The 24,655-nt window shown below is 66.7% G+C and carries 28 protein-coding genes and 1 pseudogene; 12 read left to right on the top strand and 17 right to left on the bottom strand.

Annotated features, from left to right (window positions below; translation table 11 throughout):
* Positions 1 to 2: 2 nt before the first annotated feature.
* Genes IBJ82_RS12850 through IBJ82_RS12840 form a run of 3 tightly spaced genes read left to right on the top strand, consistent with a single transcriptional unit; the run spans position 3 to position 2,689 of the window.
* On the top strand, positions 3 to 791 hold the full coding sequence (locus IBJ82_RS12850; RefSeq protein ID WP_194826079.1) for an SDR family oxidoreductase: 789 nt from the start codon (positions 3 to 5) through the stop codon (positions 789 to 791).
* A 9-nt stretch (positions 792 to 800) separates the two neighbouring features.
* Positions 801 to 1,988: an isochorismate synthase MenF gene (locus IBJ82_RS12845; protein ID WP_194826078.1), complete on the top strand. Its 1,188-nt coding sequence runs from the start codon at positions 801 to 803 to the stop codon at positions 1,986 to 1,988.
* A 32-nt stretch (positions 1,989 to 2,020) separates the two neighbouring features.
* Positions 2,021 to 2,689, top strand: a complete 669-nt coding sequence (locus tag IBJ82_RS12840) for an isochorismatase family protein (RefSeq protein WP_194826077.1) — start codon at positions 2,021 to 2,023, stop codon at positions 2,687 to 2,689.
* On the opposite strand, the gene IBJ82_RS12835 is transcribed toward IBJ82_RS12840, so the two are convergent.
* From IBJ82_RS12835 to IBJ82_RS12820, 4 genes are all read right to left on the bottom strand, one after another.
* Entirely contained in the window at positions 2,641 to 3,792 is a 1,152-nt protein-coding gene (locus tag IBJ82_RS12835; RefSeq protein WP_228536865.1) for a mechanosensitive ion channel family protein, read from the bottom strand. The two genes, IBJ82_RS12840 and IBJ82_RS12835, sit on opposite strands and share 49 nt — an antisense overlap.
* A 119-nt stretch (positions 3,793 to 3,911) precedes the next feature.
* Positions 3,912 to 5,330 carry an NAD(P)(+) transhydrogenase (Re/Si-specific) subunit beta gene (locus tag IBJ82_RS12830; protein ID WP_194826254.1) on the bottom strand — a complete coding sequence of 473 codons (1,419 nt, stop codon included), beginning with the start codon at positions 5,328 to 5,330 and terminating at the stop codon, positions 3,912 to 3,914.
* A 17-nt stretch (positions 5,331 to 5,347) separates the two neighbouring features.
* On the bottom strand, positions 5,348 to 5,650 hold the full coding sequence (locus IBJ82_RS12825; protein ID WP_056818017.1) for an NAD(P) transhydrogenase subunit alpha: 303 nt from the start codon (positions 5,648 to 5,650) through the stop codon (positions 5,348 to 5,350).
* A complete protein-coding gene (locus tag IBJ82_RS12820) occupies positions 5,650 to 6,768 on the bottom strand; it encodes a Re/Si-specific NAD(P)(+) transhydrogenase subunit alpha (protein ID WP_194826076.1) in 1,119 nt (372 codons plus the stop codon). Before IBJ82_RS12820 ends, IBJ82_RS12825 begins: the two co-directional genes overlap by 1 nt.
* 394 nt (positions 6,769 to 7,162) lie before the next feature.
* On the opposite strand from IBJ82_RS12820, the gene IBJ82_RS12815 reads away from it, so the two are divergent.
* The 3 genes from IBJ82_RS12815 to IBJ82_RS12805 are packed head-to-tail and all read left to right on the top strand — an operon-like array spanning position 7,163 to position 9,092.
* Positions 7,163 to 7,615, top strand: a complete 453-nt coding sequence (locus IBJ82_RS12815) for an HIT domain-containing protein (protein WP_194826075.1) — start codon at positions 7,163 to 7,165, stop codon at positions 7,613 to 7,615.
* The gene (locus IBJ82_RS12810) at positions 7,612 to 8,451 is read left to right on the top strand and encodes a maleylpyruvate isomerase N-terminal domain-containing protein (RefSeq protein ID WP_194826074.1); all 840 of its coding nucleotides are present in this window, start codon (positions 7,612 to 7,614) and stop codon (positions 8,449 to 8,451) included. The genes IBJ82_RS12815 and IBJ82_RS12810 overlap by 4 nt, the downstream gene beginning before the upstream one ends.
* The gene (locus tag IBJ82_RS12805; RefSeq protein WP_194826073.1) at positions 8,451 to 9,092 is read left to right on the top strand and encodes a Type 1 glutamine amidotransferase-like domain-containing protein; all 642 of its coding nucleotides are present in this window, start codon (positions 8,451 to 8,453) and stop codon (positions 9,090 to 9,092) included. Before IBJ82_RS12810 ends, IBJ82_RS12805 begins: the two co-directional genes overlap by 1 nt.
* 3 nt (positions 9,093 to 9,095) lie before the next feature.
* Here IBJ82_RS12805 and IBJ82_RS12800 read toward each other — a convergent pair whose 3' ends face one another.
* Together IBJ82_RS12800 and IBJ82_RS12795 are read right to left on the bottom strand one after the other, a co-directional pair.
* Positions 9,096 to 9,587, bottom strand: coding sequence for a GtrA family protein (locus tag IBJ82_RS12800; protein WP_370585285.1), 492 nt, complete (start codon positions 9,585 to 9,587; stop codon positions 9,096 to 9,098).
* Positions 9,588 to 9,652: 65 nt separating this feature from the next.
* Positions 9,653 to 9,964 (bottom strand): hypothetical protein, encoded by a 312-nt coding sequence (locus IBJ82_RS12795; RefSeq protein WP_228536864.1) that lies wholly within the window; start codon positions 9,962 to 9,964, stop codon positions 9,653 to 9,655.
* Between the two features lie 324 nt (positions 9,965 to 10,288).
* On the opposite strand from IBJ82_RS12795, the gene IBJ82_RS12790 reads away from it, so the two are divergent.
* Both IBJ82_RS12790 and IBJ82_RS12785 read left to right on the top strand, forming a co-directional pair.
* Complete coding sequence (locus IBJ82_RS12790; protein WP_194826071.1) at positions 10,289 to 11,662, top strand: FAD-linked oxidase C-terminal domain-containing protein; 1,374 nt, start codon at positions 10,289 to 10,291, stop codon at positions 11,660 to 11,662.
* 19 nt (positions 11,663 to 11,681) lie between these two features.
* Positions 11,682 to 11,966 carry a GNAT family N-acetyltransferase gene (locus tag IBJ82_RS12785; RefSeq protein WP_194826070.1) on the top strand — a complete coding sequence of 95 codons (285 nt, stop codon included), beginning with the start codon at positions 11,682 to 11,684 and terminating at the stop codon, positions 11,964 to 11,966.
* Between the two features lie 10 nt (positions 11,967 to 11,976).
* On the opposite strand, the gene IBJ82_RS12780 is transcribed toward IBJ82_RS12785, so the two are convergent.
* The 6 genes and pseudogenes from IBJ82_RS12780 to IBJ82_RS34665 all read right to left on the bottom strand — a co-directional run.
* Positions 11,977 to 12,660: a hypothetical protein gene (locus IBJ82_RS12780; protein WP_194826069.1), complete on the bottom strand. Its 684-nt coding sequence runs from the start codon at positions 12,658 to 12,660 to the stop codon at positions 11,977 to 11,979.
* A 169-nt stretch (positions 12,661 to 12,829) separates the two neighbouring features.
* A complete protein-coding gene (locus tag IBJ82_RS12775; RefSeq protein WP_194826068.1) occupies positions 12,830 to 13,267 on the bottom strand; it encodes an SgcJ/EcaC family oxidoreductase in 438 nt (145 codons plus the stop codon).
* A 144-nt stretch (positions 13,268 to 13,411) separates the two neighbouring features.
* The gene (locus tag IBJ82_RS12770; RefSeq protein WP_067447997.1) at positions 13,412 to 14,572 is read right to left on the bottom strand and encodes an acyl-CoA dehydrogenase; all 1,161 of its coding nucleotides are present in this window, start codon (positions 14,570 to 14,572) and stop codon (positions 13,412 to 13,414) included.
* 173 nt (positions 14,573 to 14,745) lie between these two features.
* Complete coding sequence (locus IBJ82_RS12765) at positions 14,746 to 15,405, bottom strand: TetR family transcriptional regulator (protein WP_194826067.1); 660 nt, start codon at positions 15,403 to 15,405, stop codon at positions 14,746 to 14,748.
* A gap of 15 nt (positions 15,406 to 15,420) precedes the next feature.
* Positions 15,421 to 15,846, bottom strand: a complete 426-nt coding sequence (locus tag IBJ82_RS12760; protein ID WP_228537097.1) for a hypothetical protein — start codon at positions 15,844 to 15,846, stop codon at positions 15,421 to 15,423.
* A 15-nt stretch (positions 15,847 to 15,861) separates the two neighbouring features.
* Positions 15,862 to 15,942, bottom strand: a pseudogene (locus IBJ82_RS34665) (TetR/AcrR family transcriptional regulator); the annotation flags it as partial.
* Between the two features lie 561 nt (positions 15,943 to 16,503).
* On the opposite strand from IBJ82_RS34665, the gene IBJ82_RS12755 reads away from it, so the two are divergent.
* Positions 16,504 to 17,535, top strand: a complete 1,032-nt coding sequence (locus IBJ82_RS12755; protein WP_194826065.1) for a hypothetical protein — start codon at positions 16,504 to 16,506, stop codon at positions 17,533 to 17,535.
* Positions 17,536 to 17,588: 53 nt separating this feature from the next.
* Positions 17,589 to 18,497, top strand: coding sequence for a hypothetical protein (locus tag IBJ82_RS12750; RefSeq protein WP_194826064.1), 909 nt, complete (start codon positions 17,589 to 17,591; stop codon positions 18,495 to 18,497).
* Positions 18,498 to 18,513: 16 nt separating this feature from the next.
* Here the strand turns inward: IBJ82_RS12750 and purE are convergent, their stop codons facing one another.
* Both purE and IBJ82_RS12740 read right to left on the bottom strand, forming a co-directional pair.
* Entirely contained in the window at positions 18,514 to 19,023 is a 510-nt protein-coding gene (gene purE / locus IBJ82_RS12745; protein WP_370585284.1) for a 5-(carboxyamino)imidazole ribonucleotide mutase, read from the bottom strand.
* 43 nt (positions 19,024 to 19,066) lie between these two features.
* Positions 19,067 to 20,290 carry a 5-(carboxyamino)imidazole ribonucleotide synthase gene (locus IBJ82_RS12740; protein WP_194826063.1) on the bottom strand — a complete coding sequence of 408 codons (1,224 nt, stop codon included), beginning with the start codon at positions 20,288 to 20,290 and terminating at the stop codon, positions 19,067 to 19,069.
* A gap of 39 nt (positions 20,291 to 20,329) precedes the next feature.
* Between IBJ82_RS12740 and IBJ82_RS12735 the strand changes: the two genes are divergently transcribed.
* The gene (locus IBJ82_RS12735) at positions 20,330 to 20,878 is read left to right on the top strand and encodes a GtrA family protein (protein ID WP_194826062.1); all 549 of its coding nucleotides are present in this window, start codon (positions 20,330 to 20,332) and stop codon (positions 20,876 to 20,878) included.
* Between the two features lies 1 nt (position 20,879).
* On the opposite strand, the gene IBJ82_RS12730 is transcribed toward IBJ82_RS12735, so the two are convergent.
* From IBJ82_RS12730 to IBJ82_RS12720, 3 genes are all read right to left on the bottom strand, one after another.
* Positions 20,880 to 22,187 (bottom strand): HAMP domain-containing sensor histidine kinase, encoded by a 1,308-nt coding sequence (locus IBJ82_RS12730; RefSeq protein ID WP_194826061.1) that lies wholly within the window; start codon positions 22,185 to 22,187, stop codon positions 20,880 to 20,882.
* Positions 22,188 to 22,193: 6 nt separating this feature from the next.
* Complete coding sequence (locus tag IBJ82_RS12725) at positions 22,194 to 22,892, bottom strand: response regulator transcription factor (protein ID WP_194826060.1); 699 nt, start codon at positions 22,890 to 22,892, stop codon at positions 22,194 to 22,196.
* A gap of 107 nt (positions 22,893 to 22,999) precedes the next feature.
* Positions 23,000 to 23,533 (bottom strand): PH domain-containing protein, encoded by a 534-nt coding sequence (locus IBJ82_RS12720; protein ID WP_194826059.1) that lies wholly within the window; start codon positions 23,531 to 23,533, stop codon positions 23,000 to 23,002.
* 127 nt (positions 23,534 to 23,660) lie between these two features.
* On the opposite strand from IBJ82_RS12720, the gene IBJ82_RS12715 reads away from it, so the two are divergent.
* Positions 23,661 to 24,629 (top strand): acyl-ACP desaturase, encoded by a 969-nt coding sequence (locus IBJ82_RS12715; RefSeq protein WP_194826058.1) that lies wholly within the window; start codon positions 23,661 to 23,663, stop codon positions 24,627 to 24,629.
* Positions 24,630 to 24,655 lie beyond the last annotated feature (26 nt).

Here is a 24,655-nt window from a genome sequence, read left to right as displayed (position 1 = left end):
TCATGCATAGTGGTGAGTCCAGAGGGCGGATCGTTGTCGTCACCGGCGCGGCCGGGGGAATCGGCGCCGCGATCGCCGCCCGTTTCGCCGACGAAGCCCAGGTCCTCTCCCTGTGGGATCGCGACCCCGCCGTGCACAAGGTCGCCGCCGAATTCACGGCGCGATCCGCTCATGGCGTCGAGGTGGACGTCAGTAATGGCGCCGATGTACAGGCAGCCTTCGACCGCCTCACCACCGATCACGGAACCCCCGACGTCGTCGTGCACGCGGCCGGGCTGATGGTCGGTGGCTCCGCACTCGAGCTCGATCCCCAGGACTGGGCACGCTGCCTGACCGTCAATGCCACCGGCACGATGCTGGTCACCCAGCGCGCGGCCGCCGACATGGTGTCCGCGGGCCGCGGCGCGATCGTGGTCGTCTCCTCGAATGCCGCCGCCACGCCCCGCGTCGGGATGGCCGCCTACGGCGCGGCTAAAGCAGCCGCGACCTCGTTCACCCGCTCCCTGGCCCTACAGGTCGCGCCGCTGGGCGTACGGGTGAACCTGGTCTCGCCCGGCTCCACTGATACCCCGATGCTGCGCGACATGTTCGGCGGCAGCCCCCTCGACGACGCAGCAGAGGATGCCCTGCTCGACGGCGATCCGAGTGCCTACCGCCTCGGAATCCCCTTGCGGCGCATCGCCACTCCCGCCGATATCGCGGGCGCAGTCCACTTCCTGGCGTCCGAGGACGCTCGCCACATCACCATGCACGACCTGCGGGTCGACGGTGGCGCAACGCTCGACATGTGACCGAGAGGAATGATCACCATCAGTACCGACAGTTCAGACCCCGCCTTCCTACTGTCCCGTCCGCAGCGGACCGTGTCCGCCACCGCGGGCGGGACGGTCTTCCGCTCGGCACACGACGCGATCACCGCGCTGCGTAGTGGCCGGATCAGCCACATCGTCGGGGCGCTACCCTTCACCCCCGGTGCCCCGACCGCGCTGTGGGCGCCGGAATCGGTGACGATCACCGAGTCACCGCACCAGCCCGGTTCCCGGGTGCTCGCGCCCCAGCTCGATCCGCAGGCGGGCGCACACCTGACCCGCTCGCGAGCGCTCCCGCAGTTCGAATTCGACGCGGCGCTGCCCGCAGCGGAGCAGCACCGGCAGCGCGTCGCCACGGCTGTCGAACTGCTCGCCGACATCGCGCATCCGTTACGGAAGGTAGTGCTGGCCCGAGCGATTCGTGCGCGGTCCGCGAATCCGGTTCGTGCGCTCGACATTCTCGACATGATGGTCGCCTCGGACCCGATGTCGAACGGCTTCCTGGTCGACCTCTCAGCGGCGGGTGGTCGATATCCCGGACGACACCTCGTCGGCTCCAGCCCGGAGATCCTGGTGCGCCGCAACGGAAACCGGGTCCTCAGCCATCCATTGGCGGGTTCTGCCCGCCGGGTGCTCGACGACAGCGGCGCCGACCGGAGCGCCGCCGACACCCTGCTCGCCTCGACCAAAGACCTGGCTGAACACCGCTTCGTCACCGATCAGGTTTCCGCCGTACTCCGTGACCGTTGCGCCGAAGTCCACACTCCGGCACCGGAGCTCATGGCCACCCCGGCGATGTGGCACATCGGGACCCCGATCACCGCCACCGTCCCGCTCGCCGGACCGTCGGCGCTCGAGTTGGCTGTAGCCCTGCACCCCACGCCCGCGATCTGCGGCACACCCACCGCCGCGGCGACCCGCGTGATCGCCGAACTCGAGGGCGAACGCGGCTTCTACGCGGGCGCGGTGGGCTGGTGCGATGCCGACGGCAACGGCGAGTGGATGGTGAGCATCCGCTGCGCCGAGCTGTCCGCCGACGGCACCACCCTGCTCGCCCACGCCGGGGGCGGGATCGTCGCCGCCTCGGACCCCGCCGCCGAATTGGCCGAGACCACCGGCAAATTCCAGCGCATTCTCGGGCCGCTCGGTATCACCGACCTGCCCGTCACCGTCGGCTGACGCCGCCGACCACTACGCCAACGGAGACTTTTATGCCCATTCCCTCGATCGCGCCCTATCCGATGCCGACCGCGGACGAGTTCACCGCCGACCAGGTCGATTGGACCGCCGAAGCAGGCCGCAGCGCACTGCTGATCCACGATATGCAGCAGTACTTCCTCGATGCCTACGATCTGTATCGCGACCCCGCCCGCACCCTCATCGCCAATATCGCCAGGCTGCGCGACCATTGCCACCAGCTCGACATCCCGGTGATCTACACCATGCAGCCCGGCGACCAGCATCCATCGCGGCGCGGCATTCTCGCCGATTTCTGGGGCACCGGCATGGCCGAGGGTGCCGATACCGAGGTGATCAACGCCATCGCACCGGACCCACAGGACATCCAGGTCACCAAATGGCGCTATTCCGCCTTCCAACGCACCGACCTACGTGAACTACTCGGCTACTACGGTCGCGACCAGCTTCTCATCACCGGCGTCTACGCCCACATGGGCTGCATGCTCAGTGCCGCAGAGGCTTTCATGGGCGACGTTCGCCCCTTCCTCGTCCACGACGCCACCGCCGACTTCACCCGCGACGACCACATCATGGCGCTGAACTACGTCGCCCGCCGCTGCGGTGCAGTCACGAGCACCGACGGTCTGATCGGTCAACTCGGCAGCGCGAGTGTGGAATCCACCGAGCGCCGATTCGCCTGATCCTCATCACCTGCGCGAGCCTCCTCGACGGAGTGGGAGATCGAGGTCGGGATCTTCGGCAACGCGTGGGCGTAGTGGCGACCGATCCAGGCCAGCAGCTCCTCGCGGACCGCGCAGCGCAGGTCCCACGCATCGTCGGCATCGGCGGCCGACATCGTCGCACGCACGACGATGTCGGTCGGCGTGCTGTCGGTCACCAGCAGATTCCAGTTGCGGCCGTCCCATTCCCGGCAGTCGCGCAGGTAGGCGTGCAGGTGCTCGCGCAGCGCGGGCACCGGGGTGCTGTGGTCGAGGTGCAGCAGTACTGTGCCGGTGACCTGCGAGCCGCCCCGCGACCAGTTCTCGTAGGGCTTGTTGTTGAAGTAGGACACCGGCATGGTGAGCCTGCGGTCGTCCCAGATCCGCACGGTCAGGAAGGTCAGGGTGATCTCCTCGACCGTGCCCCACTCCCCTTCCACGACAACGGTATCGCCGATCTTGACCGAGTCGCCGAAGGCGATCTGCAGCCCGGCCATGAGATTGCTCAATGTCGACTGGGCGGCAACACCGACGATGATGCCGATCACGCCCGCCGAGGCCAACATCGACGTGCCGAGGGTCCGCAGACTCGGGAACAGCAACATGATGGCCACCGCGGCGGTGGTGACCACCAGCACCGAGGTGACGATGCGGCGTACAAGTCCGAACTGGGTGCGCAACTGGCGCACGCGCGAAATCTCGCTGGCGCGTTGGGCGTAGCGGCCCAGCAGGCTGTCGGCGACCACGTCGGTGGCCCGGATGACCAACCACACCGCGGCGATGATGGCCGCCGTTGCCAGGAAGTTCCGGATTACCCCGTCCTGGCGCAGGTCGAGTTCAGCAAGCGGGTAGACCGCGTGCAACGTGACAGTGCCGAGCAGGACCTGAAGCGGCAGTTGTAGTCGCCGCAGCGATGGCAGACGGACGCCGGGGCTGCGGCGCGCCGCGTAACGCAGCAGACGCTCTACCAGCAAACCCACCGAAACCGTGATCGCCACCGTACCGAGCAGCACGATGATCGGCCGTAATATCTCCTCCACGAGATCGAACTCCTCTCGTTGTCGGCTCTTCTCAGCTTGGGGCATACCCACACCCGCTCCCGACAGACATGACCGTCTGATGGCGAGTCGCGGTCGGCACAACGACAAGAGGCTCCGCTGTTCGGCGAGAACAGCGGAGCCTCTTGCGGATGTATTCGGCTGTCTTACAGCGCTTTCAGTTCCTCGGTCACAGCACCGACGGACTTCTTCGCGTCACCGAACAGCATCGAGGTGTGGTCGGCGTAGAACAGCGGGTTGTCGATGCCGGCGAAGCCGGAGTTCATCGAGCGCTTGAGCACGATGACGCTCTTGGCCTGATCGACATTGAGCACCGGCATGCCGTAGATCGGGCTGGACTTGTCGTCGCGGGCCGCCGGGTTGGTGACGTCGTTGGCGCCGATGACCAGAACCACATCGGTACGGTTGAACTCACCGTTGATGTCGTCCATTTCCTTCATCGCGTCGTAGGACACCTCGGCCTCGGCCAGCAGCACGTTCATGTGACCGGGCATCCGACCGGCGACCGGGTGGATCGCGTACTTGACCTCGACGCCCTTGGCCTCGAGCAGCAGCGCCATCTCCTTGACCGCGTGCTGGGCCTGGGCCACGGCCATGCCGTAGCCGGGGACCACGATCACCTGGTTGGCGTAGGCCATCTGGATCGCGGCGTCAGCGGCGGAGGTCGCCTTCGCGGTCTTGGCCTCACCGTCACCCGCACCCGCCACCGCGCCGCCGCCACCGAAGCCACCGGCCACGATCGCGGGGATGGAGCGGTTCATGGCCTTGGCCATCAGGTTGGTGAGGATGGTGCCCGAGGCGCCGACGATCATGCCCGCCACGATCATCGCGGTGTTGTTCAGCGCCAGACCGGCGGCCGCGGCCGACAGACCGGTGAGAGCGTTGAGCAGCGAGATGACGACCGGCATGTCCGCGCCACCGATGGGCAGCACGACCATGAGGCCGAGCACACCGGCGAGCACGAGCAGGCCGATCATCCACAGCTGCGAGACGCCACCGTTGTCGGCGCCCAGGCCGATCACCACGGCGCATACGATCGCACCGACGAGCAGGATCAGGTTCAGCGGCTGCTGCAGCCGACCGATGCCGATCGGCTTGCCGGACAGGATCTCCTGCAGCTTCGCGAAGGCGATGATCGAGCCCCAGAAGGAGATCGAGCCGATCACCGCGGCGAACAGCGAACCGATGATGATGTGGATGGTCGGTTCTTCGTGCAGCTCGGAAAAGCCCGCGCTGTCGACGAATTCGGCCCACGCGATCAACGCGACGGTGCCACCACCGACGCCGTTGAACGCCGCGACCAGCTGCGGCATCTCGGTCATCTTGGTGCGGATGGCGGGCGGAACACCCAGTGCCACACCGACGATCAGGCCGCCCGCGATGAGGATCCAGTTGAGCAGCGCCGCGTCGCGCACCGAGATCAGGGTAGCCACAACGGCCAGGCCCATACCGACAGCGGCGATCTGGTTGCCGCGCACGGCGGTCTTCGGGCCGGTCAGGCCCATCAGGCCGTAGATGAACATGGAGAAGGCCACGATGTAGAGGCCGTTGACCAGGTAGGTCATATTGTCGACTGCGTGCATCACTCGGCCGCCTTCTTCTTACCCTTGAACATGCCGAGCATGCGGTCGGTGACCACGAAGCCACCGATGACGTTCAATGTTCCGAACACCACCGCGACGAACAGGATCACCTGCACCAGCAGCGAGGGGTCCTTCACATTGCCCAGGGTCACCAGCGCACCGAGCACGACGATGCCGTGAATGGCGTTGGTGCCCGACATCAGCGGGGTGTGCAGGGTGTTGGGGACCTTGGAGATCACCGCGAAGCCGACGAAGCCGGACAAAACGAGAATCGCGATATTGGCGAGAAGTTCGGTGTACATCAGGCTTCCACCTCACGGGTGACGCAGGAATCCGCCAGGACCTGATCTTCGAAGTCGGGGGCGAGCTTGCCGTCGACCAGCATCAGTTCCAGCAGCGCCGAGATGTTCTTCGAGTACAGCTCGGAAGCGTGCTCGGGCATCGTGGCGGGCAGGTTCAGCGGCGAGGCGATGGTCACCTCGTGCTTGACGACGACCTCGCCGGGCTCGGTGAGCTCGCAGTTGCCGCCGGTCTCACCGGCCAGGTCGACGATCACGCTGCCGGGCTTCATACCCTCGACCGCGGCGGCGGTGACCAGACGCGGTGCGGGACGACCCGGCACCAGCGCGGTGGTGATCACGACGTCGAAACCCTTGATGGCGTCTTCGAGCGCCTGCTGCTGCTGGGCCTTCTCCTCGTCGGTGAGTTCGCGGGCGTACCCGCCTTCACCGGCGGCGTCGATTCCCAGATCCAGCCACTGCGCACCGACCGAGCGCACCTGATCGGCGACCTCGGGACGCACGTCGTAACCGGTGGTCCGCCCGCCGAGACGCTTGGCCGTGGCCAGCGCCTGCAGACCGGCGACACCGACACCGAGCACCAGCACGGTGGCCGGCTTCACGGTGCCCGCGGCGGTGGTGAGCATCGGGAAGAATCGGGTCGACTCCGACGCGGCGAGCAGCACGGCCTTGTAGCCCGCCACGTTCGCCTGCGAGGACAGCGCGTCCATCACCTGCGCGCGCGAGATACGCGGAATCGCCTCGACGGCAAAGGCCTGCACACCGGCAGACTTCAGCGCACCGATCTGATTCTCGGCATTGCGTGGCGCCAGGAAACCGATCAGGGTCTGCCCGGAGGACAGCTTGGCCACCTCGGCATCGCTGGGCGGGGCCACCTTGACGACGACCTCGGCCGACCACGGATCACCGATGGTCGCACCCGCCTCTACATAGGCAGCGTCGGGAATGAGAGCGCCGAGGCCGGCACCGGCTTCCACGATCACCTCGACACCCTGCTTGGACAGGGTGGGGATGATCTTGGGCACCAATGCGACTCGCCGCTCACCCGGGCCGGATTCGCGAACGACTCCGACCCGCGCTCCGCGCGGCGAACCCTCGCCCACGTTTTGCGTTGTCTCCACTAGTCAGACTTCCTTTTCGTGCTGGCTTCGAGCCTGGGAACAACGGGGCGCCGAAGTTACCTGTGAGTAAGTTCGACTGAAATCCTCGCCACTGTACTCGGCTCGCGGTGAGCCTAGCGGAGATGCCCGTCACAACGGAGAACTGGACTGACGACCACAAAACGGACACCACCGACGTGATCACCCATGACAACGACCTCCCGACCCGGTAGACACCGATCGGCGCGCGCACCCGGATTCGTCGCCGCAGGTGGGACACCCAAGACCACAGGCCCGCGTCGATCACTCACCGCGGCGCCCGAGCACCGCCGCCTCACACGGGACGTGACGCGGGTCATGACGATGGCCCATTCGGGCTGTTGCGCGACCCAGATCACACCGTAGGGTCGAGGCCGTGAACGACTGCGTCTTCTGTTCGATCGTGGCGGGTGCCGCACCGGCAACCATGGTCTACTCCGACGACGCGGTGTGCGCGTTCCTCGACATCCGTCCCATCACCCGCGGCCACACCCTGATCGTTCCCAAGGTCCACGCGACCGAGCTCGACGATCTCGATCCCGAGCTGGGCGCACAGATCTTTCGCACCGGCCACCGTCTCGCCCGCGCCCTGCGCGTGAGCGGACTCGCGAGCGACGGGGCCAATCTCATCCTCAACGACGGTACCGCCGCGTTCCAGACCGTCGGCCACGTCCACCTGCACGTGGTCCCTCGCAAACACGGTGACAAACTCACCTTCGCCAAGGGTTTGCTGCTGCGTCGTCCGCACGAACCGAATTCGACCGCAGCGGCGATCCGCGCGGGCCTCACCGCGCTCGACCAGAGCGATGCAGAAGGAGCACAGGGATGACCAAGACCCCGGGGCGCGAGCAACTCACCGATCTGCTCGCCGAACAGTGGGAAGCCATCGCGCTACTGGTCGCCGACCTCGACGAAAAGGCTTGGCGCCGAACGTCTCCGCTGCCCGGCTGGACCCTGTTCGATGTTGTCGCGCACGTGATCGGCACCGAGTCCTGGTTGCTCGGCGAGACGCCGCCGCCGCATGATCCGTTGCGCCCCAAGGCCGACGTGCGCACGCTGCCGCATGTGCGCAACGAAGTGGCCGTGCTCAACGAGATCTGGGTCGACCGGTTGCGCCCGCTGTCGGGCAAGCGCCTGCTCGCGCTGTTCGACGAGACAACCGAGCGTCGCCGGGCCGCGCTGGCCGCCATGGACGACGAGGCCTGGCAGGCCTCGACCGTCTCGCCGGTCGGGCAGGTGCCCTATGGGCGATTCATGCGGGTGCGGCTGTTCGATTGCTGGATGCACGAACTCGACCTCGCCGACGGGATCGGCCGCAGCGTGCCAGAGGGTGGCGCGCGGGCCGAGGCCGCGTTCGCCGAACTGACCATCGGACTGGGCCGCGCGGTGGTGAAAGGCGCCAAAGCGCCGGATGGTTCGCTGATCACTCTCGATCTGACCGGGCCGGTGACCAGGCAGGTGCACCTGTCGGTGGCCGGTGGGCGTGGGACGGTTCTCGACGAGATCTCCGAGCAACCCACTACCGTGCTCCGGTTGGACTCCGGTCTCTTCGCGCGGCTGCGGGGTGGGCGGACAACGGCTGATCGACACCCCGGCGAGGTTGTCGTCGAGGGCGATACGGCCCTCGGTGAGCGGCTCGTGCAGAATCTGGCGTTCACCATCTGATGCGACTTTTCCTGGCGTCGTACAGGTTCGGCGGTTTCGCCGACCGGCTCGTCGGGCTTGTCGGTGCACCCGGGCGGGTGGCGGTGATTCCGAATGCGTGTGACGCGTGGCCGGACGCCTGGTCGTCGGCGGTGATGAGCGATGTGAAACCGCTGGAACAGCAGGGTTATTCGCCGGACGTTCTCGATCTGCGCGAGTATGTGGGACAACCGGATCGGCTGGAACGGCACCTGCGTGGGTTCCCGATGGTCTGGGTGCGCGGTGGCAACACCTTCGTCCTGCGCGCGCAATTCGCCCGCAGCGGCGCGGATTCGGTGTTCGCCACCCTGTTGCGTGAAGACGCGCTGGTCTACGCGGGCTACAGCGCGGGCGCGTGCTTGCTCGGACCCGATCTGCACGGGCTGGAAACCATGGACGACCCCGCCGAGGTCCTACCCGCCACCGGTATCGAACCGCTGTGGGACGGACTGGGTGTGGTGGATCGTCGGCTGGTGGTCCACCTGGACTCTCCCACCGACCCGGACGGCGACTCCGCCGCGATGCTGGCCCACTGCGTCGCCGAGCAGATCCCGCATTGGGCACTCACCGACGACGACGTGGTCCTGGTCGACGGCGATCGCACCGAGGTGCTGAGGGGCTGAGCCTCACGCAGCGGTCATCGCCGGTGTGCGGCGGAAGACGATCCAGCGCATCGCGCAGTACATGTACACGGCCTCACAGCCGCCCGCGAGCAGCCTGGCCAGGTGGTATTCCACGCCGAGTGCGGTGAGACCCGAGCCGACGCCGAGGATGAACGCCAGGTAGTTCACCAGGACGACGACCACATACACCGCGGCCTGCTTGCCCATCGGCGCGTGGGAATGGAAGTTGAAGGTGCGGTTGAGCAGGAAGCTCAGCCCGAACGCGACGATGTAGGCGAGGGTGATCGACAGCCAGATCGCCAGGCCGAGCCCGCTGTGCAGCAGCGTGAGCAGCAGCAGGTCGACACCGAAGGTGAAACTGTTGATCAGTGCGAAGCCGAGAAATGTCGCGGGCACATACCGGTCGAGGCCCCACGGCAGCCGGGCCACGACCGCCTCGCACCAACGGGTGAATCGGTCGGCCACCGACTCGGTGACACTCGCCTGATGCTCCACGCGGCCAGCCTGCCAGCGGCAGATGAAGCCAGGGTGAGCAACCGGCAAACGGGCGGGCCGACCAGCTAGCGGCTGACCGCCGCGAACGGGCGAGTATCGAACGAGGCCCATGCGGCGAGGCAGCGACGACGGGTGAGCTCGTCGGCCTCGGCGAGCAGGGCGTCACGCAGCAGCGCGGGGTCGGCCGACCAGCGCGCGGCGATCTCGGCCATCGCGCGGACGTCGAACATCCCGGTCGATTCCAGCGCGGACAGCCATTCCTGATGTGCGCCGGTGTGGACACAACGCATCGCCTCGGTGTCGAGGCCCGCGTCGGCGAACTCCGCGGCCAACAGAGCACCCACCAGCTCGCCGCGATCCTGCGGTTGTTTCATCATCGCCAGTCCTCCCTACGAAAAGCGGTGCGGCGCAACGGCGTCGCATGATCGATGCGCGCGGAGCGCACCCGTGGAGCAGGAACTCGAAACACGCTGGGCGGCGAGGCGATTCACCATCGAACACACCCTGTACGGGCATTGTGACGGATTGGACGGCGTATACACCAACGGGGCGCGCCAGATCACATCGATGCGGAAAATTCCTTGTTCGGGCCCACATCACATCTGGTCGATCACACAGGCGATGTTGGTGTGACTCCCTGGTGAGGATCGACCAGGACGAACTGCCCGCGGCGGAGGGGGTGTGCGGGTTAGCGTGAACACGTGGACGAGCCCAGCGGTGACCTCGATTCGTTGATTTCGGCGCTGTCGGACGGGGCGGTCGTCGTCGACCCCGATCTGCTGGCGGGATACCGGCAGGACTGGGCGCGCGATCCCGATGCGGGCACGCCGCTGGCGGTGGTGCGGGCGCGCAATACCGCCGACGTCGCCGCCACGTTGCGGTGGGCGCACGCGAACAAGGTGCCGATCGTGCCGCGCGGGGCCGGGACGGGTTTGTCCGGCGGGGCGACCGCGGTGGACGGCGGGATCGTGCTCAGTACCGAGTTGATGCGCGAGATCGACGTCGACACGGTGACCCGGATCGCGGTAGTGCAGCCAGGGCTGCTCAATGCCGAGGTGAAGCGGGCCGTCGCCGCGGTCGGTCTGTGGTACCCGCCGGACCCGTCCTCGTTCGAGATCTGCTCGATCGGCGGCAACGCGGCGACCAACGCGGGCGGGCTGTGCTGCGTGAAGTACGGCGTGACCACCGACTATGTGCTCGGCATGGAAGTGGTGCTCGCCGACGGGACCGTAGTGCGGCTCGGTGGGCCGCGGCTCAAGGATTCGGCCGGGCTGTCGCTGACCAAACTGTTCGTCGGGAGCGAGGGCACGCTCGGCGTGATCACCGAGCTCACACTGCGGCTACTGCCCGCGCAGCCGCCGCAGTCGACCGTCGTCGCGAGCTTCGGCTCGCTCACCGCGGCGACCGACGCGATCCTGGCGATCACCTCGACACTGCGGCCCGCGATGCTCGAATTCATGGATACCGTGGCGATCAACGCCGTCGAGGACGAGATGCGCATGGGGTTGGACCGCACCGCCGCCGCCCTGCTCGTCGCCCGCTCCGACGCACCGGGCGAATACGCCGGGCAGGAAGCGCAATTGATGGTGGGTCTGTGCGAGAAGGCCGGGGCGACAGAGGTTTTCCACACCGCCGATGCCACCGAAGGCGAAGCCTTCACCGCCGCACGCCGATTCGCGATTCCGGCGGTGGAGAAGATCGGGCCGCTGCTGCTCGAAGACGTCGGCGTGCCGCTCCCCCGCCTCGGCGACCTGATCGCCGGGGTCACCGCGATCGGTGAACGCAACGACGTGCTCGTGTCGGTCATCGCGCACGCGGGCGACGGCAACACCCACCCGCTGATCGTGCACGACCCCACCGACCCCGACAACACCGCCCGCGCCCACCGCGCCTTCGGCGAGATCATGGACCTGGCCATCGCCCTCGGCGGCACCATCACCGGCGAACACGGCGTCGGCCGCTTGAAAAAGGCCTGGCTCCCCGACCAGGTCGGCCCCGAGGTCATGGCCCTGACCCGCCGCATCAAGGACGCCCTCGACCCCGAAGGCATCCTCAACCCCGGCGCGGTCCTCTGAGCGGGTTAGCATCCGAGGCATGACCACCAGGCTCGAGCACAACGTCGACGACACCCGCTACGAGATCTACCACGACGATGTCCTCGCGGGATACGCCGACTACGCCGAACGCGAAGACCCCAAGGTCCGCGACTTCCACCACACCATGACCTTCCCCGAATTCCGGGGCCGGGGAGTGGCGGCCGAGGTCGTGAAATACGGCCTCGACGAGTCCCGCGAAAGCGGCTACCAGATCATCCCCACCTGCTGGTACGTCGAGAAGTACATCGCCGAACACCCCGAATACGCCGCACTCGTCCCGTAGTTCGACGCGTTCATCGCGTCTCGTTCACCAGCCGGCCGACCGCGATCTCGTAGACGTGGCCGAGCACGCCGATTTCGGCGGCCAAGCCCTGCTCGGGCATCGGGGGCAGGATCGCCAGGGCCGAGACGACGTACTTGCCGACGCGGGCGACGTAGCGTTGCTGGCCGATCTGGGTCCGGGTGGGCGGTGCGTCGCCGATGCGCGTCTCCTGCGTTCCGGTCGTCCGGATGGCGACACTTTCCGCGGCGCCGGTTTTCGGTGGGTCCATCGCAGTCACCGCCATGCGCAATGTGCTGCCGGTCCCGGTGCGCGCCTCGACATCGGCGCAACGCCGCGCGAGGGTGGTCAACTCGGCCACCGACAGGTCGGATTCGACGATCTGCACAAGGAATACGGCCGGGTTGGTGCCGGAGGTGACCGACTCTTTCGCGCCGGCACCCACCGGATTCTCGATCAGCGACCGACAGCTGTCGTCGGTGAAGGTGAGCGGTACCGCCGTGCCCGGCTGGTCCGCGGAGATGCTCTCGGGCTTGCTCGGCATCGAATACCCCTCCGGATACTCCACCAGCCGCGGCAACGATTTCAGCGCCACGATCGCAGGCCGTTCCTCGGCGCACCCCGCCGTCGCGAACGCCATCCCGACCAGCACCACCGCTGCCCACCGATTTCGACGCACCCCAGCGACCGACGTCATCCTCGAACCACCTCACGGGCCGGTATCTCCGGACCACTCGGCCGATCACGCTAATGGTGCGAGACGTCCTGGTCCGGCCGCTCGCGCCGAGTTATGGCATCTACCAAAGATTCCCGTATATCGACGTCAGCGGTCCAGCCTTCACGCGCTCATGTGGGTGCTTCGCCAGTTATTCGGCGCTGCTCGCCACATTCGTATTGTGAACCGAACTGACCCACCAGCTGTCGTCCTGTTCCGTGAAAACCCATGTTCCGCGGTTGGTTACGGAGAAATTCGAAGACCGCAGTGTCTGTTCGACATTGACGATCGCATGCCCTCCGGCAAGCAAACGCGCGGCGAGAATCTGGTAGTTCGCTTCGGCATCCGGGATGTTCCGCAACGCGGTGAGGTGGTAGGCGTGCAGCTCATCCCAGCCTACAAAGACAGAGCCCGCCGGATTGATGAAAACCACGTCGTCGGTGAAGACGCTGTCGAAGGCATCGGCATCCTTTGCCGCGAGTGCGGCTTCGAGACTGTCGAACACCTTGGTGATCGTGGCTAGAACGAGGTCATGATCCGTTGCGGCGACAGCGGCCTTCGGGCGTGCGCTCTGTGCATCGACAGTCATCGTTCCAACATACGTATTCCGTCTGCTCTCGGTACGAATCCGCTTGTCTCCGCACAGCAATCGACCGGGTGCTCCGGCCTACCCACCCCGAACGGCTTGGCCGAGGGGACGTAGGCGATGTGGAACACCCGGTCGGTGCGGGAATCAGCCCTTGAGCAGGTTGCGAGCCATCACCAGACGCTGGATCTGGTTGGTGCCCTCGTAGATCTGGGTGATCTTCGCGTCGCGCATCATGCGCTCGACCGGGAAGTCGGTGGTGTAGCCGGCGCCGCCGAAGAGCTGGACGGCGTTGGTGGTGACCTCCATGGCCACGTCCGAGGCGAAGCACTTGGCGGCGGCGGAGATGAAGCCGAGGTTCTTCTCGCCGCGCTCGGCGCGGGCGGCCGAGGTGTAGACCATCAGGCGCGCGGCTTCGATCTTCATGGCCATGTCGGCCAGCATGAACTCGGTGTTCTGGAAGCTGGCGATGGTCTTGCCGAACTGCTTGCGATCCTTGGTGTAGGCGATCGCGGCGTCGAGCGCGCCCTGGGCCAAGCCGACGGCCTGCGCACCGATGGTCGGGCGGGTGTGGTCGAGGGTCTGCAGCGCGGTCTTGAAACCGGTGCCGGGCTCGCCGACGATGCGGTCGCCGGGGATGCGGCAGTTCTCGAAGTACAGCTCGGCGGTGGGCGAACCCTTGATGCCCAGCTTGTGCTCGAGCGGGCCGACCACAAAGCCTTCGTCGTCCTTGTGGACCAGGAACGAGGAGATGCCGTTGGCGCCCTTGTCGGCGTCGGTCACGGCCATCACGGTGTACCAGGAAGACTTGCCGCCGTTGGTGATCCAGCACTTGGAGCCGTTGAGAATCCAGTCGTCGCCGTCGGCCTTGGCGCGGGTGCGCATCGCGGCGGCGTCGGAGCCTGCCTCACGCTCGGACAGCGCGTAGGAGGCCATCTCGCCGTTGACGATGTCGGCAAGGACCTTGGTCTTGAGCTCTTCGGAGCCGTTGAGGATCAGGCCCATGGTGCCGAGCTTGTTCACAGCGGGGATCAGCGAGGAGGAGCCACAGACGCGGGCGACTTCCTCGATCACGATACAAGTGGCGACCGAGTCGGCACCCTGGCCGCCGTAGGCCTCCGGCACGTGCACAGCGTTGAAGCCCGCGGCGTTGAGCGCGGTGAGCGCCTCCTCGGGGAAGCGGGCGTTGCCGTCGACGTCCTTGGCGTAAGGAGCGATCTCCTTCTCCGCGAGGCCGCGGATGGCACCGCGCAGCTCGTCGTGGAAGTCCTCGAGCTTGAACAGGTCGAAATCGGGGTTTCCAGCCATCGGGGGCACACTCCTGGTCGTGGTCGTGATCGCTGCGACGATGCTCACAGCGCGTGGCGCGTCGGCACGCAGTGCCAATCTACCGAGGATTATACGCCCGGCACTCTATCGCTACATGCGGATATATGGGTGGCACTCAGTGTCACTGCTGCGTGCGCCGGTGCGAGCGGCGCTCACAGGTTACCGAGGCGGGCGGTAAGGAGATCGGCCACCTTGCGCGGCGGCATGTCGCGGGGGAACACCGCGAGCACCAGCTCGTCGGGCTGGGTCTGCACGCGTCTGCCGCGCGGGATCATGGCCAGTTCGGTGCGCAGATCCGCCACCGCGGCCCCCGATTCGCCGCGCACCATCCGGCGCAACAAGTAGTTGTGCGTGGCGGTGACAGCGGCGGTGTACTGCACCCGGGCGAGGTCGGGCACCTCCGGCAATCGGCCGCGCAGGAACTCGGTGAACAGCCGCTCGTACCGGAACACCGTGACGATCTCGCGCTCACGCAACGCGGGCACCCGCCGCACCACCTGATACCGGCGTGCCGCGATGTCACGCCACTGCGTGAACCGCTCGAACACCCCGATCACGGCCTCGCATATCGCTTCCCACGGATCACCCCCCGCCCCTTCGAGGAACTCCTGCGCCGAAGCCAGCTGGAACTCGTGATCGGCGAAGATCACATCCTCTTTGGACCGGAACTGCCGAAAGAACGTTCGCCGCGAGATCCCCGCCGCCACCGCGATCTCATCCACCGTCGTCGCCTCGTACCCCCGCTCGGCGAACAACCGCAGCGCCTGATCAACCACCGTAAGCCGAAACTGCGCCGCGTCATCGTGTGCCACGGGGGTCAACCGTAGTCACTGCCATGTGGCGGGATTCAGGCAGGCGAATGCGGCGGCGACTGCGGCGACCAGTCGGGCCATCCCGCCGACGACCTGGTCAGGCGACCTACCGCTCGCGAGACGGCGCAGTTGGAGGCCGACCAACGTCGCGACTGCCAGCGGCGCCGCCGAGTCAGCGTCGGCGACACCGAGTGCGCGCAGGATCGACACGGCGAGACGGTCGTAGGTATCGAAGAATTCGGCGGTCGCGGCGTGCAGGGCCGGATATCTGGCGGCCTGGACGAAGAGTTCGAACCACGCGAGGTAGTCGCCGCCGAAGTCGGTATCGGTGACAATGCCGCCGAAAATCTCACCCGCCTGAGCCAGATCGATCTCGCCCGCGGCGGCGCGGTCGGCGAGCTGCGTGAACTTGACGGTCTCCGCGGCGACGAAGGCGGCCATACCCGCTTCGACGAGATCGCGCTGGGTCGAGAAATGGTAGGTGAGGGTACCCAGCGAAATACCCGCCTCAGTGGCGATCCGTCGATTGGTCACGGCGCCGAGCCCGACCCGATCGTTTCGCCACGGGTAGCCGCCACCCTCGCCGCCCGCCTACCGTCCGCGCGAATGGTGCGCGTCGACCGGACCTCCCATTTCGTCCAGGTCGACCGCCCCGATGCGGTCATCGACACCCTCGTCGAGTTCCTGCACCCCTGAAAGGACTCCTCGGTCGAGCCGAGATCGCCGCGATAGCACACTTCAGCACCGATATCCGATCGATCTGGCCGCGGCAGGCCGGGCGAGTGCTGTCGTGCTGATCGACCAGGCACCCGACTTCCGTTGCGCGATCTATCCTCCCGGGCTCGTCGCGGTCTCCCGTCCGTCGCTGATCACGATCGCGCAGAGCGCCCGCGTTCGGAGTCCGGCTCGGTTCGCGACAGGGATTCGCGCCGGGATTCCGGTAGGCCGCGTACCTGGATTCGCCGACGTCGTGGTGCGCACTGTCGGCGCAGGCGTGTCCGGCAGCCGACGCACCGGGTCGATATCCTTCCGAATCGAGGTCCGAGAAGGTCCGAGAGGGTGGGGATGAATATGAGGTTCAAGTTGTCTGTGCCGGCGATGGCGCTGGCACTGGTGGCATGTGGTTGTTCAGAGACCGTCCAGGGTGCGGCGCACCCGGACAGCGCGACGCCCCCTGCAACCGCGTTCGGAGTGCCAGTCCCGGCCGCCGACAAATTAACGTTCGACACCCTCGATCAGGTGCGGTCGGTCGATCCGTGTGGGTTCGTCGATCGGGCCCGGATCAGCGCTGAAGGTGTGATCTCGTTGTTCGGCCCGACCACTCAGATCGACCAGTGCGCGATCCTCTTCACACCGAACGGTGCGCGGAATCCGTCGTTTCTCTACATCGATCTCGGCCATATTCCGACACCCGGCAACAATCAGACCCGGCAGATCTCCGGGGAATCGATCGCGGTCGAGGGGCCGAACACCTACGGCAACTGCGCCTTCAGCGTTCCGTTGCGGTTTCCGGTGACCCCAACGGCATCTGGCCAACCCGACATCGTCGAGGTACCCACCGTTGCCTATGCGGAGGTGTCGTCGTCCAGCTTCGACTCGGCGGAACTCGGATGTCGTCTGGGCGAGCAGCTCGCAGGGGATATCGTCGCGGCGTTCCGCAACGACAAGATCCCGCTGCGCTCCGCGGCGCTGACGCCCGTGTCCGATATCGAGCTGTTGCGACACAACCCATGCGAAATCGTGGCGGCCCTGCCAGTACAAGTGCCGCTGACCCATCTCAACGCCGAATTCGATCACACCCGTTGCAGTTTCATGGTCGACGGGCCACGAGAACTGTCGGAAGCCGCATCGGTGTCATTCGGTCTGACCCGGCGGCCACTGAAGCCCTTCGGCGCGACAAACCATCTCATCGACGTCGACGGCGTTCCCGTGCTGATCTATCGAGACGAGACGATCCCCCCGCCGACATGTGTCGAATCCTTTGCTGTCGGTCCGGAACTCGATCCGGCCAACGGAGTCGGCGACGCTTCCAGGAGCGTGGTTCAGCCGATCGTACAGATCTCGAGCCTGTGCATGATCACCGAACAATTGCGGCCTGTGGCGATGAAGCTGTTCGGGGCAGTGGCGTGAGCGCGCGGCGCACGTTCACGGTGGTTGCGCTAGGACTGGCGACAATCCTGTTGTTGTCCGGTTGTCTCAGAACCGATGGCGTCGCGACCCCCGAGGGTGCCCGCTATCGCGGATCACTGGTGAAGGGCAACGGTCAACCCGACCCCACACTGGTCACCGAGCAGAGTGAAAAGGACGCTGCCCGGCGCATCGATCCATGCTCGGTCATCGATATGGCCGCGGCGAGCGCGCTCGGGACTGTGACCTACAGCGGCCCACAACAATCCCTCGGTGACTGCGAGATTCTGTTCGCCGACCCGACGGGCCCGGTGATCAGTCTGTCGGTCTCGATGTCGGTAATGCCTGTATTCAGCGGTCACACAACCACTTATGGCGGCCGCGTCGGCACCGTGCCGAGCGGCGACAATCTCTGTTCGATCGCCGTCGCCTACAACGAGAATCGGGCTTTCCAGTACTTCGCGTCCGGCGTCGTCGGAAGTAGTCCCTGTCCTGAGTTGCGCACAGTCGTCGCCGCTTCGGTGCCGCTGCTCGACCGGCCTGGCCTCCGCGATACCCCGCTGAAGGACCCTTGCTCGTTCCTCGACACGCTCTACCCGGCTGAGCAGAAATTCTTCCTGGTCGGTCTGAACCCGTCGACCTGCGACTACTCGCTCGGGGTGCGCACACCCAACGACGGGAACAGGTACGTGGTCAACACGATCACGACGAGCCGCGCCTCGGTCGAGGCCCCGCCTTCGGCCGCCCGGCAACTCCGGCTTGCCGGTGTCCCGGCGAACGAGAGCTCGAGCGGCGAAGATCGTTGCGAGGTGACGGCTTTCGTCGGGATCGACCAGCCGTTCACCCGACCTGGATGGAATGCCAAACCTGACACCTACGTCGAGGCGATCAAGGTGCACGGGTACGGCTGCGCCACCATCCGAGACATCGCGGTGGCGGCGATCAAGACCTATCGCGCCTCGTAACCGTCCGACTCCCGGTTCAGCTGCCCAGGAGCTTGTCGCGCAGCGCCTTGTCCTTTTCCAGAACCATCGTTTCGAGGCCGGCCTGGAACTGTTCCATGCGGGTGCGCAGTGCCGGGTCGGCGGCGGCGAGGATGCGGACGGCGAGCAGGCCCGCGTTGCGGGCGCCGCCGATGGAGACGGTGGCGACCGGGACGCCTGCGGGCATCTGGACGATCGAGAGCAGGGAGTCCATGCCGTCGAGGTATTTCAGGGGGACGGGGACGCCGATGACCGGGAGGGGGGTGGCCGAGGCGACCATGCCCGGGAGGTGGGCGGCGCCGCCCGCGCCCGCGATGATCACCTGTAGGCCGCGACCGGCAGCTTCGCGCGCGTAGTCGAGCATGCGCTGGGGAGTGCGGTGGGCGGAGACTACGCCGACCTCGAAGCGGATGCCGAATTCGGCGAGTGCCTCAGCGGCGGCTTCCATGGTGGGCCAGTCGGAGTCGCTGCCCATGATCAGGCCGACCTGGGGTCCGTTGGTGCTCACGTGGGTTCCTTAAGTCGTCGAAAGCGTTGTGGCGGAAACGGTTTCACGCACCGTGCGGGTCCCAGCCGTCGGTCCAGACGGCGTGCGACATCCAGTGCGCCGCCCGCTCGGCTTTCTCGCGGACCTCGGTGACGTCGTCGCCGAGGATGTTGATGTGGCCGATCTTGCGGTCGGGGCGCTCGCCCTTGCCGTAGAGGTGAACCTTGGCCTCCGGCAGGCGGGCGAACAGGTGGTGCAGGCGTTCGTCCATCGACATCTCGGGCGCTTGCGCCGCACCGAGGATGTTCGCCATCACCGTCACCGGTGCGAGGGGGCTGGTGTCGCCGAGCGGGTAGTCCAGGACCGCGCGCAGGTGCTGCTCGAACTGGCCGGTGCGGGCACCGTCCATGCCCCAGTGACCGGAGTTGTGCGGGCGCATCGCGAGCTCGTTCACCAGGAGTTCGCCGTCGTGGGTTTCGAACAGCTCGACAGCCATCACACCCACCACACCGAGACCGGCGGCCAGCTCCAGTGCCATGGTCTCGGCGCGCGCGCCCAGGTCCTCGTCCAGATCCTGGGCGGGGGCGATCACCACGGCGCACTGACCGTTGCGCTGCACGGTCTCCACGACCGGCCACGTCGCGGCCTGCCCGAACGGCGAACGCGCCACCATCGCCGACAGCTCACGCTTCAAGTCGACCTTCGACTCGGCCAGCAACTGCACACCGTGCGCGAGCTGGTCGGTGACCAGCCGGGTGGCCTCGGCGGCATCGGCGGGCATCCAGACGCCACGGCCGTCGTACCCGCCGCGCACGGCCTTCAGCACGAACGGCCAGCCGTGCTCGTCGCCGAACGCCACCGCGTCCGCGGGCGCGTTCACCTCGACGAACGCGGGCACCGGCAGACCGAGCGAGGACAGCTTCGTCCGCATGGCCAGCTTGTCCTGGGCGAAGATCAGCGCCTGCGGCGGCGGCGCCACGTTCACGCCCTCGGCGACCAGCACGTCGAGGTGCTCGGTCGGCACGTGCTCGTGGTCGAAGGTCAGCGCGTGCGAGCCGTTGGCGGCTCTGCGCAGCGCCGACAGGTCGTTGTGGCTGCCGAACACGACGTCGGGGGTGACCTGGGCGGCCGGGTCGTCGGGCCGCTCGGCGAGCACCCGTAGACGCTGGCCGAGGGCGATCGCGGCCTGGTGCGTCATGCGCGCGAGCTGGCCTCCACCGACCATCGTGACGGTGGGCATGGCTGACGGATCGAATGAACGTGCACTCACGTTGTGCAATGCTGTCATGTCGAATGCGAATGTTCGCGACCGGTACACTCAGAACTCGTGTCAATCGTCGACGACGTGGTCAGCGTCCTTCCCCCGCGCCTTCGCGAAACCGCGATCAGGCATAAAGAGCTGATCAAGTTCGCCATCGTCGGGGCGACGACGTTCGTGATCGACAGCGGCCTGTTCTACCTCCTGAAATGGACGGTTCTCTCGGATAAGCCGATCACCGCCAAGATCATCTCGGGTGTGGTGGCGGTAATCGCGTCTTACGTCCTCAACCGAGAATGGTCATTCAAGAACCGGGGCGGGCGAGATAAGCATCACGAGGCACTGCTGTTCTTCGGGGTGAGCGGGATCGGGGTGATCCTGAGCAATATCCCGTTGTGGATCTCGATCTATGTGCTCGATCTGCGCGAACCCCATGTGAGCTTCCTCGTCGAGAACATCGCCGATTTCGTCAGCGCTTTCGTGATCGGCAATCTGCTGCAGATGGCGTTCCGGTTCTGGGCGATGCGGCGCTGGGTGTTTCCCGACGAGATCGACGACATCGTCGCCGAGCTCGAGGTCATGGTCGAAGGGGAACAGGAACCACTCGGCCAGAGCTGAGTCAGCGCGGCTCGGTCAACGTCGCGTTCTGCGGCCGATTGAGCTTGGAACCGAGGAACACCGCGAACAGCGCCGGACGGCGACGCTGCAGCTCGAGACGACCACCGTCGGCTTCGACCAGCGCGCGGGCCAGCGCGAGACCCACGCCGGTCGACCCGCCCGCGGAGAAACCACGATCGAAGATGTGCGGTGCGAGTTCATCGCGCACACCCTCTCCTTCGTCGGACACTTCCACACAGATCAGCGGGTCGCGCGAACTCATCGTCGGGACCGTGCGCACCGAGATCGTGCAGGTGCCCGCGCCGTGCATCAGGGCATTGTCGACCAGCACCGCGACGGCCTCGCGCAACCGCGAACCGGTGATCGGGGCCTGCAGGGATTCGTCGCCGAGCAGGAGCAGTTCGCGCCCGGTCTCGTGGAACGGATGGGTCCACTCGGTGACCACACCGCGCAATTCCGCCATCACCGGGACCGGATCGCGGTCGGTGGCGTCTTCGTCGCGGGAGGCGCGGACCAGGTCGTCGATGGCCTCGGTGAGCCGGTCGACCTGCGCCATCGCCTCCTCGGCCTCGTGAACCACCTCGGGGTCGGCGTGGGTGGACAGCTCGTCCAGACGCAGCCGCACGGCGGTCAGGCGGCTGCGTAGCTGGTGGGAAACGTCGGCCACCAGCGCGTGCTCGCGTTGCAGGCGGCCCGCGATCTCGACGGTCGCCGAATCGAGCACATCGGAGACCCGGTCGAGTTCGGCGATACCGTGGCGGCGGGGATCGGGCCGGAAGTCGCCCATCGCCAGGCGGGCGGCCCTCGCGGCCACATCGCGCAGCGGATCGGCGACCCGACGCGCGGTCACCACGGCGACCGAGAATGCCGCACCGAGTGAGGCGAGCACGGCCAGCGCCACCGCGGCCACCGCCTGCTCCTGCCTCGAATGCATCGGCCCGGCCGGCACCTCGAGCCGCAGTGAACCGGAGGTGCCCATCGACAGCGATTCGACCAGCGGATCGGTGACCTCCCCGACACCGACATCGGTGCGCGCGGCATTGTCGGCCGGGGTCGGATAGACGATCGTGAGCTTGCCGCCCTCGGGGACCAGGGCGCTCATGGCGCGCACGTCGAGGCCGTCGTGGACGGTCCCGTCGACGCGTTCCTGGGCGATCACCTCGGTCGAGATCCGCTCGAGGCGACTCTGCAGATCGTTGCGGGTGATGTCTTCGACCCACAGCCAGGCGGTGTAGATCAACGGCACACCGAGCACCACCGTGGTGATGGTCAGCACGGTCAGGATGGAACGCAGGATGCGACGGCGCACTGTCCGTCAGCCTCGGTGCGAGGTGGGTCCGTCGGTATTGAGCCGGAACCCGACACCGCGCACGGTGACGATGCGACGCTCGGCCATCGGGCCCTCGTCGCCGATCTTTCGACGCAACCAGGACATGTGCATGTCGAGGGTTTTGGAACCGCGCAGGTCGGCATCGCCCCAGACCTCGCGCAGGATGGTCTCGCGCGACACCACCTGACCGGCCCGGTCGATGAGCACCTTGAGCAGCTCGTATTCCTTGTTGGCCAGGTTCACCTCGGCCCCGTTGACCAGGACGCGCCGCGCCGCGGGTTCGAGCCGGATCGCGCCGACCTCCACGGCGTCGTCACCGATTCCGCTGCGCCGCAACAGAGCTCGCACGCGGGCCAAGAGCTCGGCAAGGCGGAACGGTTTGCCCACGTAGTCGTCGGCGCCGGCGTCGAGGCCGACGACGAAGTCGACCTCGTCGGTGCGGGCGGTGAGCATCAGCACCGCCAGATCGGCGCCGCTCGCGCGCACCTGCCGACACACCTCCAGCCCGTCCATTCCGGGCAGACCGAGGTCGAGGATCAGCAGGTCGTGGTTGCCCTCGAGCGCGCGGCGCAACACCGCCGGACCGAAGCGCTCGACGGTGACGGTGTAGCCCTCACGCCCCAGTGCACGTGACAGGGGTGCGGCGATCGCCTCGTCGTCTTCGGCCAGCAGTACAGCGGTCATCTGCACAGGTTAGGCGAAACCTCCGCCTGCGCTCCGGCCATGCGCAGCTGAGGAACGCTGCGCGTCGGCGCCCTGATCTGTGTTTCTGATCAGTGAGGACGGGCAGCTCACCGGTATCCGCCACCCCAGTGCTGCTCGTTGGCGGAACGTCCCGCCTCGAACACCTGGTGATAGAGCAGCGAATGGACCTGCTGCACCTGGGGCACGTCGTCGTATTCGAGCGGCTCCTCCGACGAGGAACCGATGATCAGTGTGCCGGTACCGAACGCCCGGTCGAGGAGACCGTGGCGGAACTGCACACTGGAGATGCGACTGAGCGGGATATCGATGCCGGTATGGGTGAGCACGCCCTGGCGCACCAGTACCCGCCGTCCGGTGACGATGAAATGCGTCGACTTCCAGGCGATCACGCGCGCGACGACCCGCCAGCCGATCAGCCCGAGCCAGGCCAGGCCGAGCAGGATCAGCAGCACCGTGCGGACGTGACCGGTGGTATTGCGCCAGGCCAAGCCGCCGAGGAAACCGGCGATCGCGGTCACGGCGATAAGAGTGACGATGGGCCACACCAACATTTTCCAGTGCGGGTGGCGGTGCAGGATCAACTGCTCGTCGGGCGCGAGGACATCCTCCGGGTAACCCATGATGTGACAGTACCGCGCTGGCACACCGCATTTCTCGATGCCACGGCCGAGGCGATACTGTGGATTACACGCTAGATGCCAGGTTTTGCCCATATCTGCTTGCTCGACACCGACAGTGGAGGCACGCGTGACCGTAGATCTGACTCAGCTCGAAATCCTCACGGCCCTCGAACCAGTGGCCGAACAGAACCTCAACCGGCACCTTTCCATCGCCAAGGACTGGAATCCGCACGATTACGTTCCGTGGGAGGAAGGCCGCAATTTCGCCGCGATGGGCGGAACCGATTGGGAGCCATCACAATCACGGCTCACCGACGTCGCCAAGGCGGCGATGATCACCAATCTGCTCACCGAGGACAACCTGCCGTCCTATCACCGCGAGATCGCCGAGAACTTCTCGCTCGACGGCGCGTGGGGCACCTGGGTGGGCCGCTGGACCGCCGAGGAGAACCGCCACGGCATCGTGATCCGCGACTATCTCGTCGTCACCCGCGGCGTCGACCCGGTGGCGCTGGAAGAAGCGCGGATGGTCCACATGACCCAGGGCGCGCACGCACCGGCGAACTGGGGTGGATTCCTGGTCAACGTCGCGTATGTGACGTTCCAGGAACTGGCCACCCGGGTGAGCCACCGCAACACCGGCCGCGTGTGCGACGACCCGGTCGCCGACAAGATGCTGGCTCGCGTGGCCACCGACGAGAACCTGCACATGATCTTCTATCGCAACCTGTGCGCGGCGGCTCTCGATCTCGCGCCGGACCAGGCGATGCCCGCGATCACCGAGGTGCTCACCAACTTCCAGATGCCGGGCGCGGGCATGCCCAACTGGCGGCGCAACGGCGTGCTGATGGCCAAGCACGGCATCTACGACCTGCGCCAGCACCTCGACGAGGTGGTGCGTCCGGTCCTCAAGCAGTGGGATGTCTTCGAGCGCAACGACTTCGGTGCGCGTGGCGAGGCGGCGCGCGATGAACTCGCACTGTTCATCGACAAGCTGGAGAAGGACGTGCTGCGGTTCGAGGAGCAGCGCGACCGGTTGCTCGCGCGCGAGCGCGAGGTGGCCGAGCGTGCGACGGCGGGTTCGGCCGCACGCTGACCCCGTTCTGGCGACGGGCCCGGTTC

The sequence above is a fragment of the Nocardia sp. XZ_19_231 genome (assembly GCF_015355705.1).
Classification (GTDB): Bacteria; Actinomycetota; Actinomycetes; order Mycobacteriales; family Mycobacteriaceae; genus Nocardia; species Nocardia salmonicida.
The sequence above is the reverse complement of the archived record's forward strand: the minus strand, read 5'-3'. Positions and strand labels throughout refer to the sequence as shown.

Coding starts and splice junctions, on each gene's coding strand:
- IBJ82_RS12850 (WP_194826079.1), top strand. CDS start 3: ATGCATAGTGGTGAGTCCAGAGGGCGGATCGTTGTCGTCACCGGCGCG.
- IBJ82_RS12845 (WP_194826078.1), top strand. CDS start 801: ATGATCACCATCAGTACCGACAGTTCAGACCCCGCCTTCCTACTGTCC.
- IBJ82_RS12840 (WP_194826077.1), top strand. CDS start 2,021: ATGCCCATTCCCTCGATCGCGCCCTATCCGATGCCGACCGCGGACGAG.
- IBJ82_RS12835 (WP_228536865.1), bottom strand. CDS start 3,792: ATGCCCCAAGCTGAGAAGAGCCGACAACGAGAGGAGTTCGATCTCGTG.
- IBJ82_RS12830 (WP_194826254.1), bottom strand. CDS start 5,330: ATGACCTACCTGGTCAACGGCCTCTACATCGTGGCCTTCTCCATGTTC.
- IBJ82_RS12825 (WP_056818017.1), bottom strand. CDS start 5,650: ATGTACACCGAACTTCTCGCCAATATCGCGATTCTCGTTTTGTCCGGC.
- IBJ82_RS12810 (WP_194826074.1), top strand. CDS start 7,612: ATGACCAAGACCCCGGGGCGCGAGCAACTCACCGATCTGCTCGCCGAA.
- IBJ82_RS12805 (WP_194826073.1), top strand. CDS start 8,451: ATGCGACTTTTCCTGGCGTCGTACAGGTTCGGCGGTTTCGCCGACCGG.
- IBJ82_RS12795 (WP_228536864.1), bottom strand. CDS start 9,964: ATGATGAAACAACCGCAGGATCGCGGCGAGCTGGTGGGTGCTCTGTTG.
- IBJ82_RS12785 (WP_194826070.1), top strand. CDS start 11,682: ATGACCACCAGGCTCGAGCACAACGTCGACGACACCCGCTACGAGATC.
- IBJ82_RS12780 (WP_194826069.1), bottom strand. CDS start 12,660: ATGACGTCGGTCGCTGGGGTGCGTCGAAATCGGTGGGCAGCGGTGGTG.
- IBJ82_RS12775 (WP_194826068.1), bottom strand. CDS start 13,267: ATGACTGTCGATGCACAGAGCGCACGCCCGAAGGCCGCTGTCGCCGCA.
- IBJ82_RS12770 (WP_067447997.1), bottom strand. CDS start 14,572: ATGGCTGGAAACCCCGATTTCGACCTGTTCAAGCTCGAGGACTTCCAC.
- IBJ82_RS12760 (WP_228537097.1), bottom strand. CDS start 15,846: ATGGCCGCCTTCGTCGCCGCGGAGACCGTCAAGTTCACGCAGCTCGCC.
- IBJ82_RS12755 (WP_194826065.1), top strand. CDS start 16,504: ATGGCGCTGGCACTGGTGGCATGTGGTTGTTCAGAGACCGTCCAGGGT.
- IBJ82_RS12740 (WP_194826063.1), bottom strand. CDS start 20,290: ATGACAGCATTGCACAACGTGAGTGCACGTTCATTCGATCCGTCAGCC.
- IBJ82_RS12725 (WP_194826060.1), bottom strand. CDS start 22,892: ATGACCGCTGTACTGCTGGCCGAAGACGACGAGGCGATCGCCGCACCC.
- IBJ82_RS12720 (WP_194826059.1), bottom strand. CDS start 23,533: ATGGGTTACCCGGAGGATGTCCTCGCGCCCGACGAGCAGTTGATCCTG.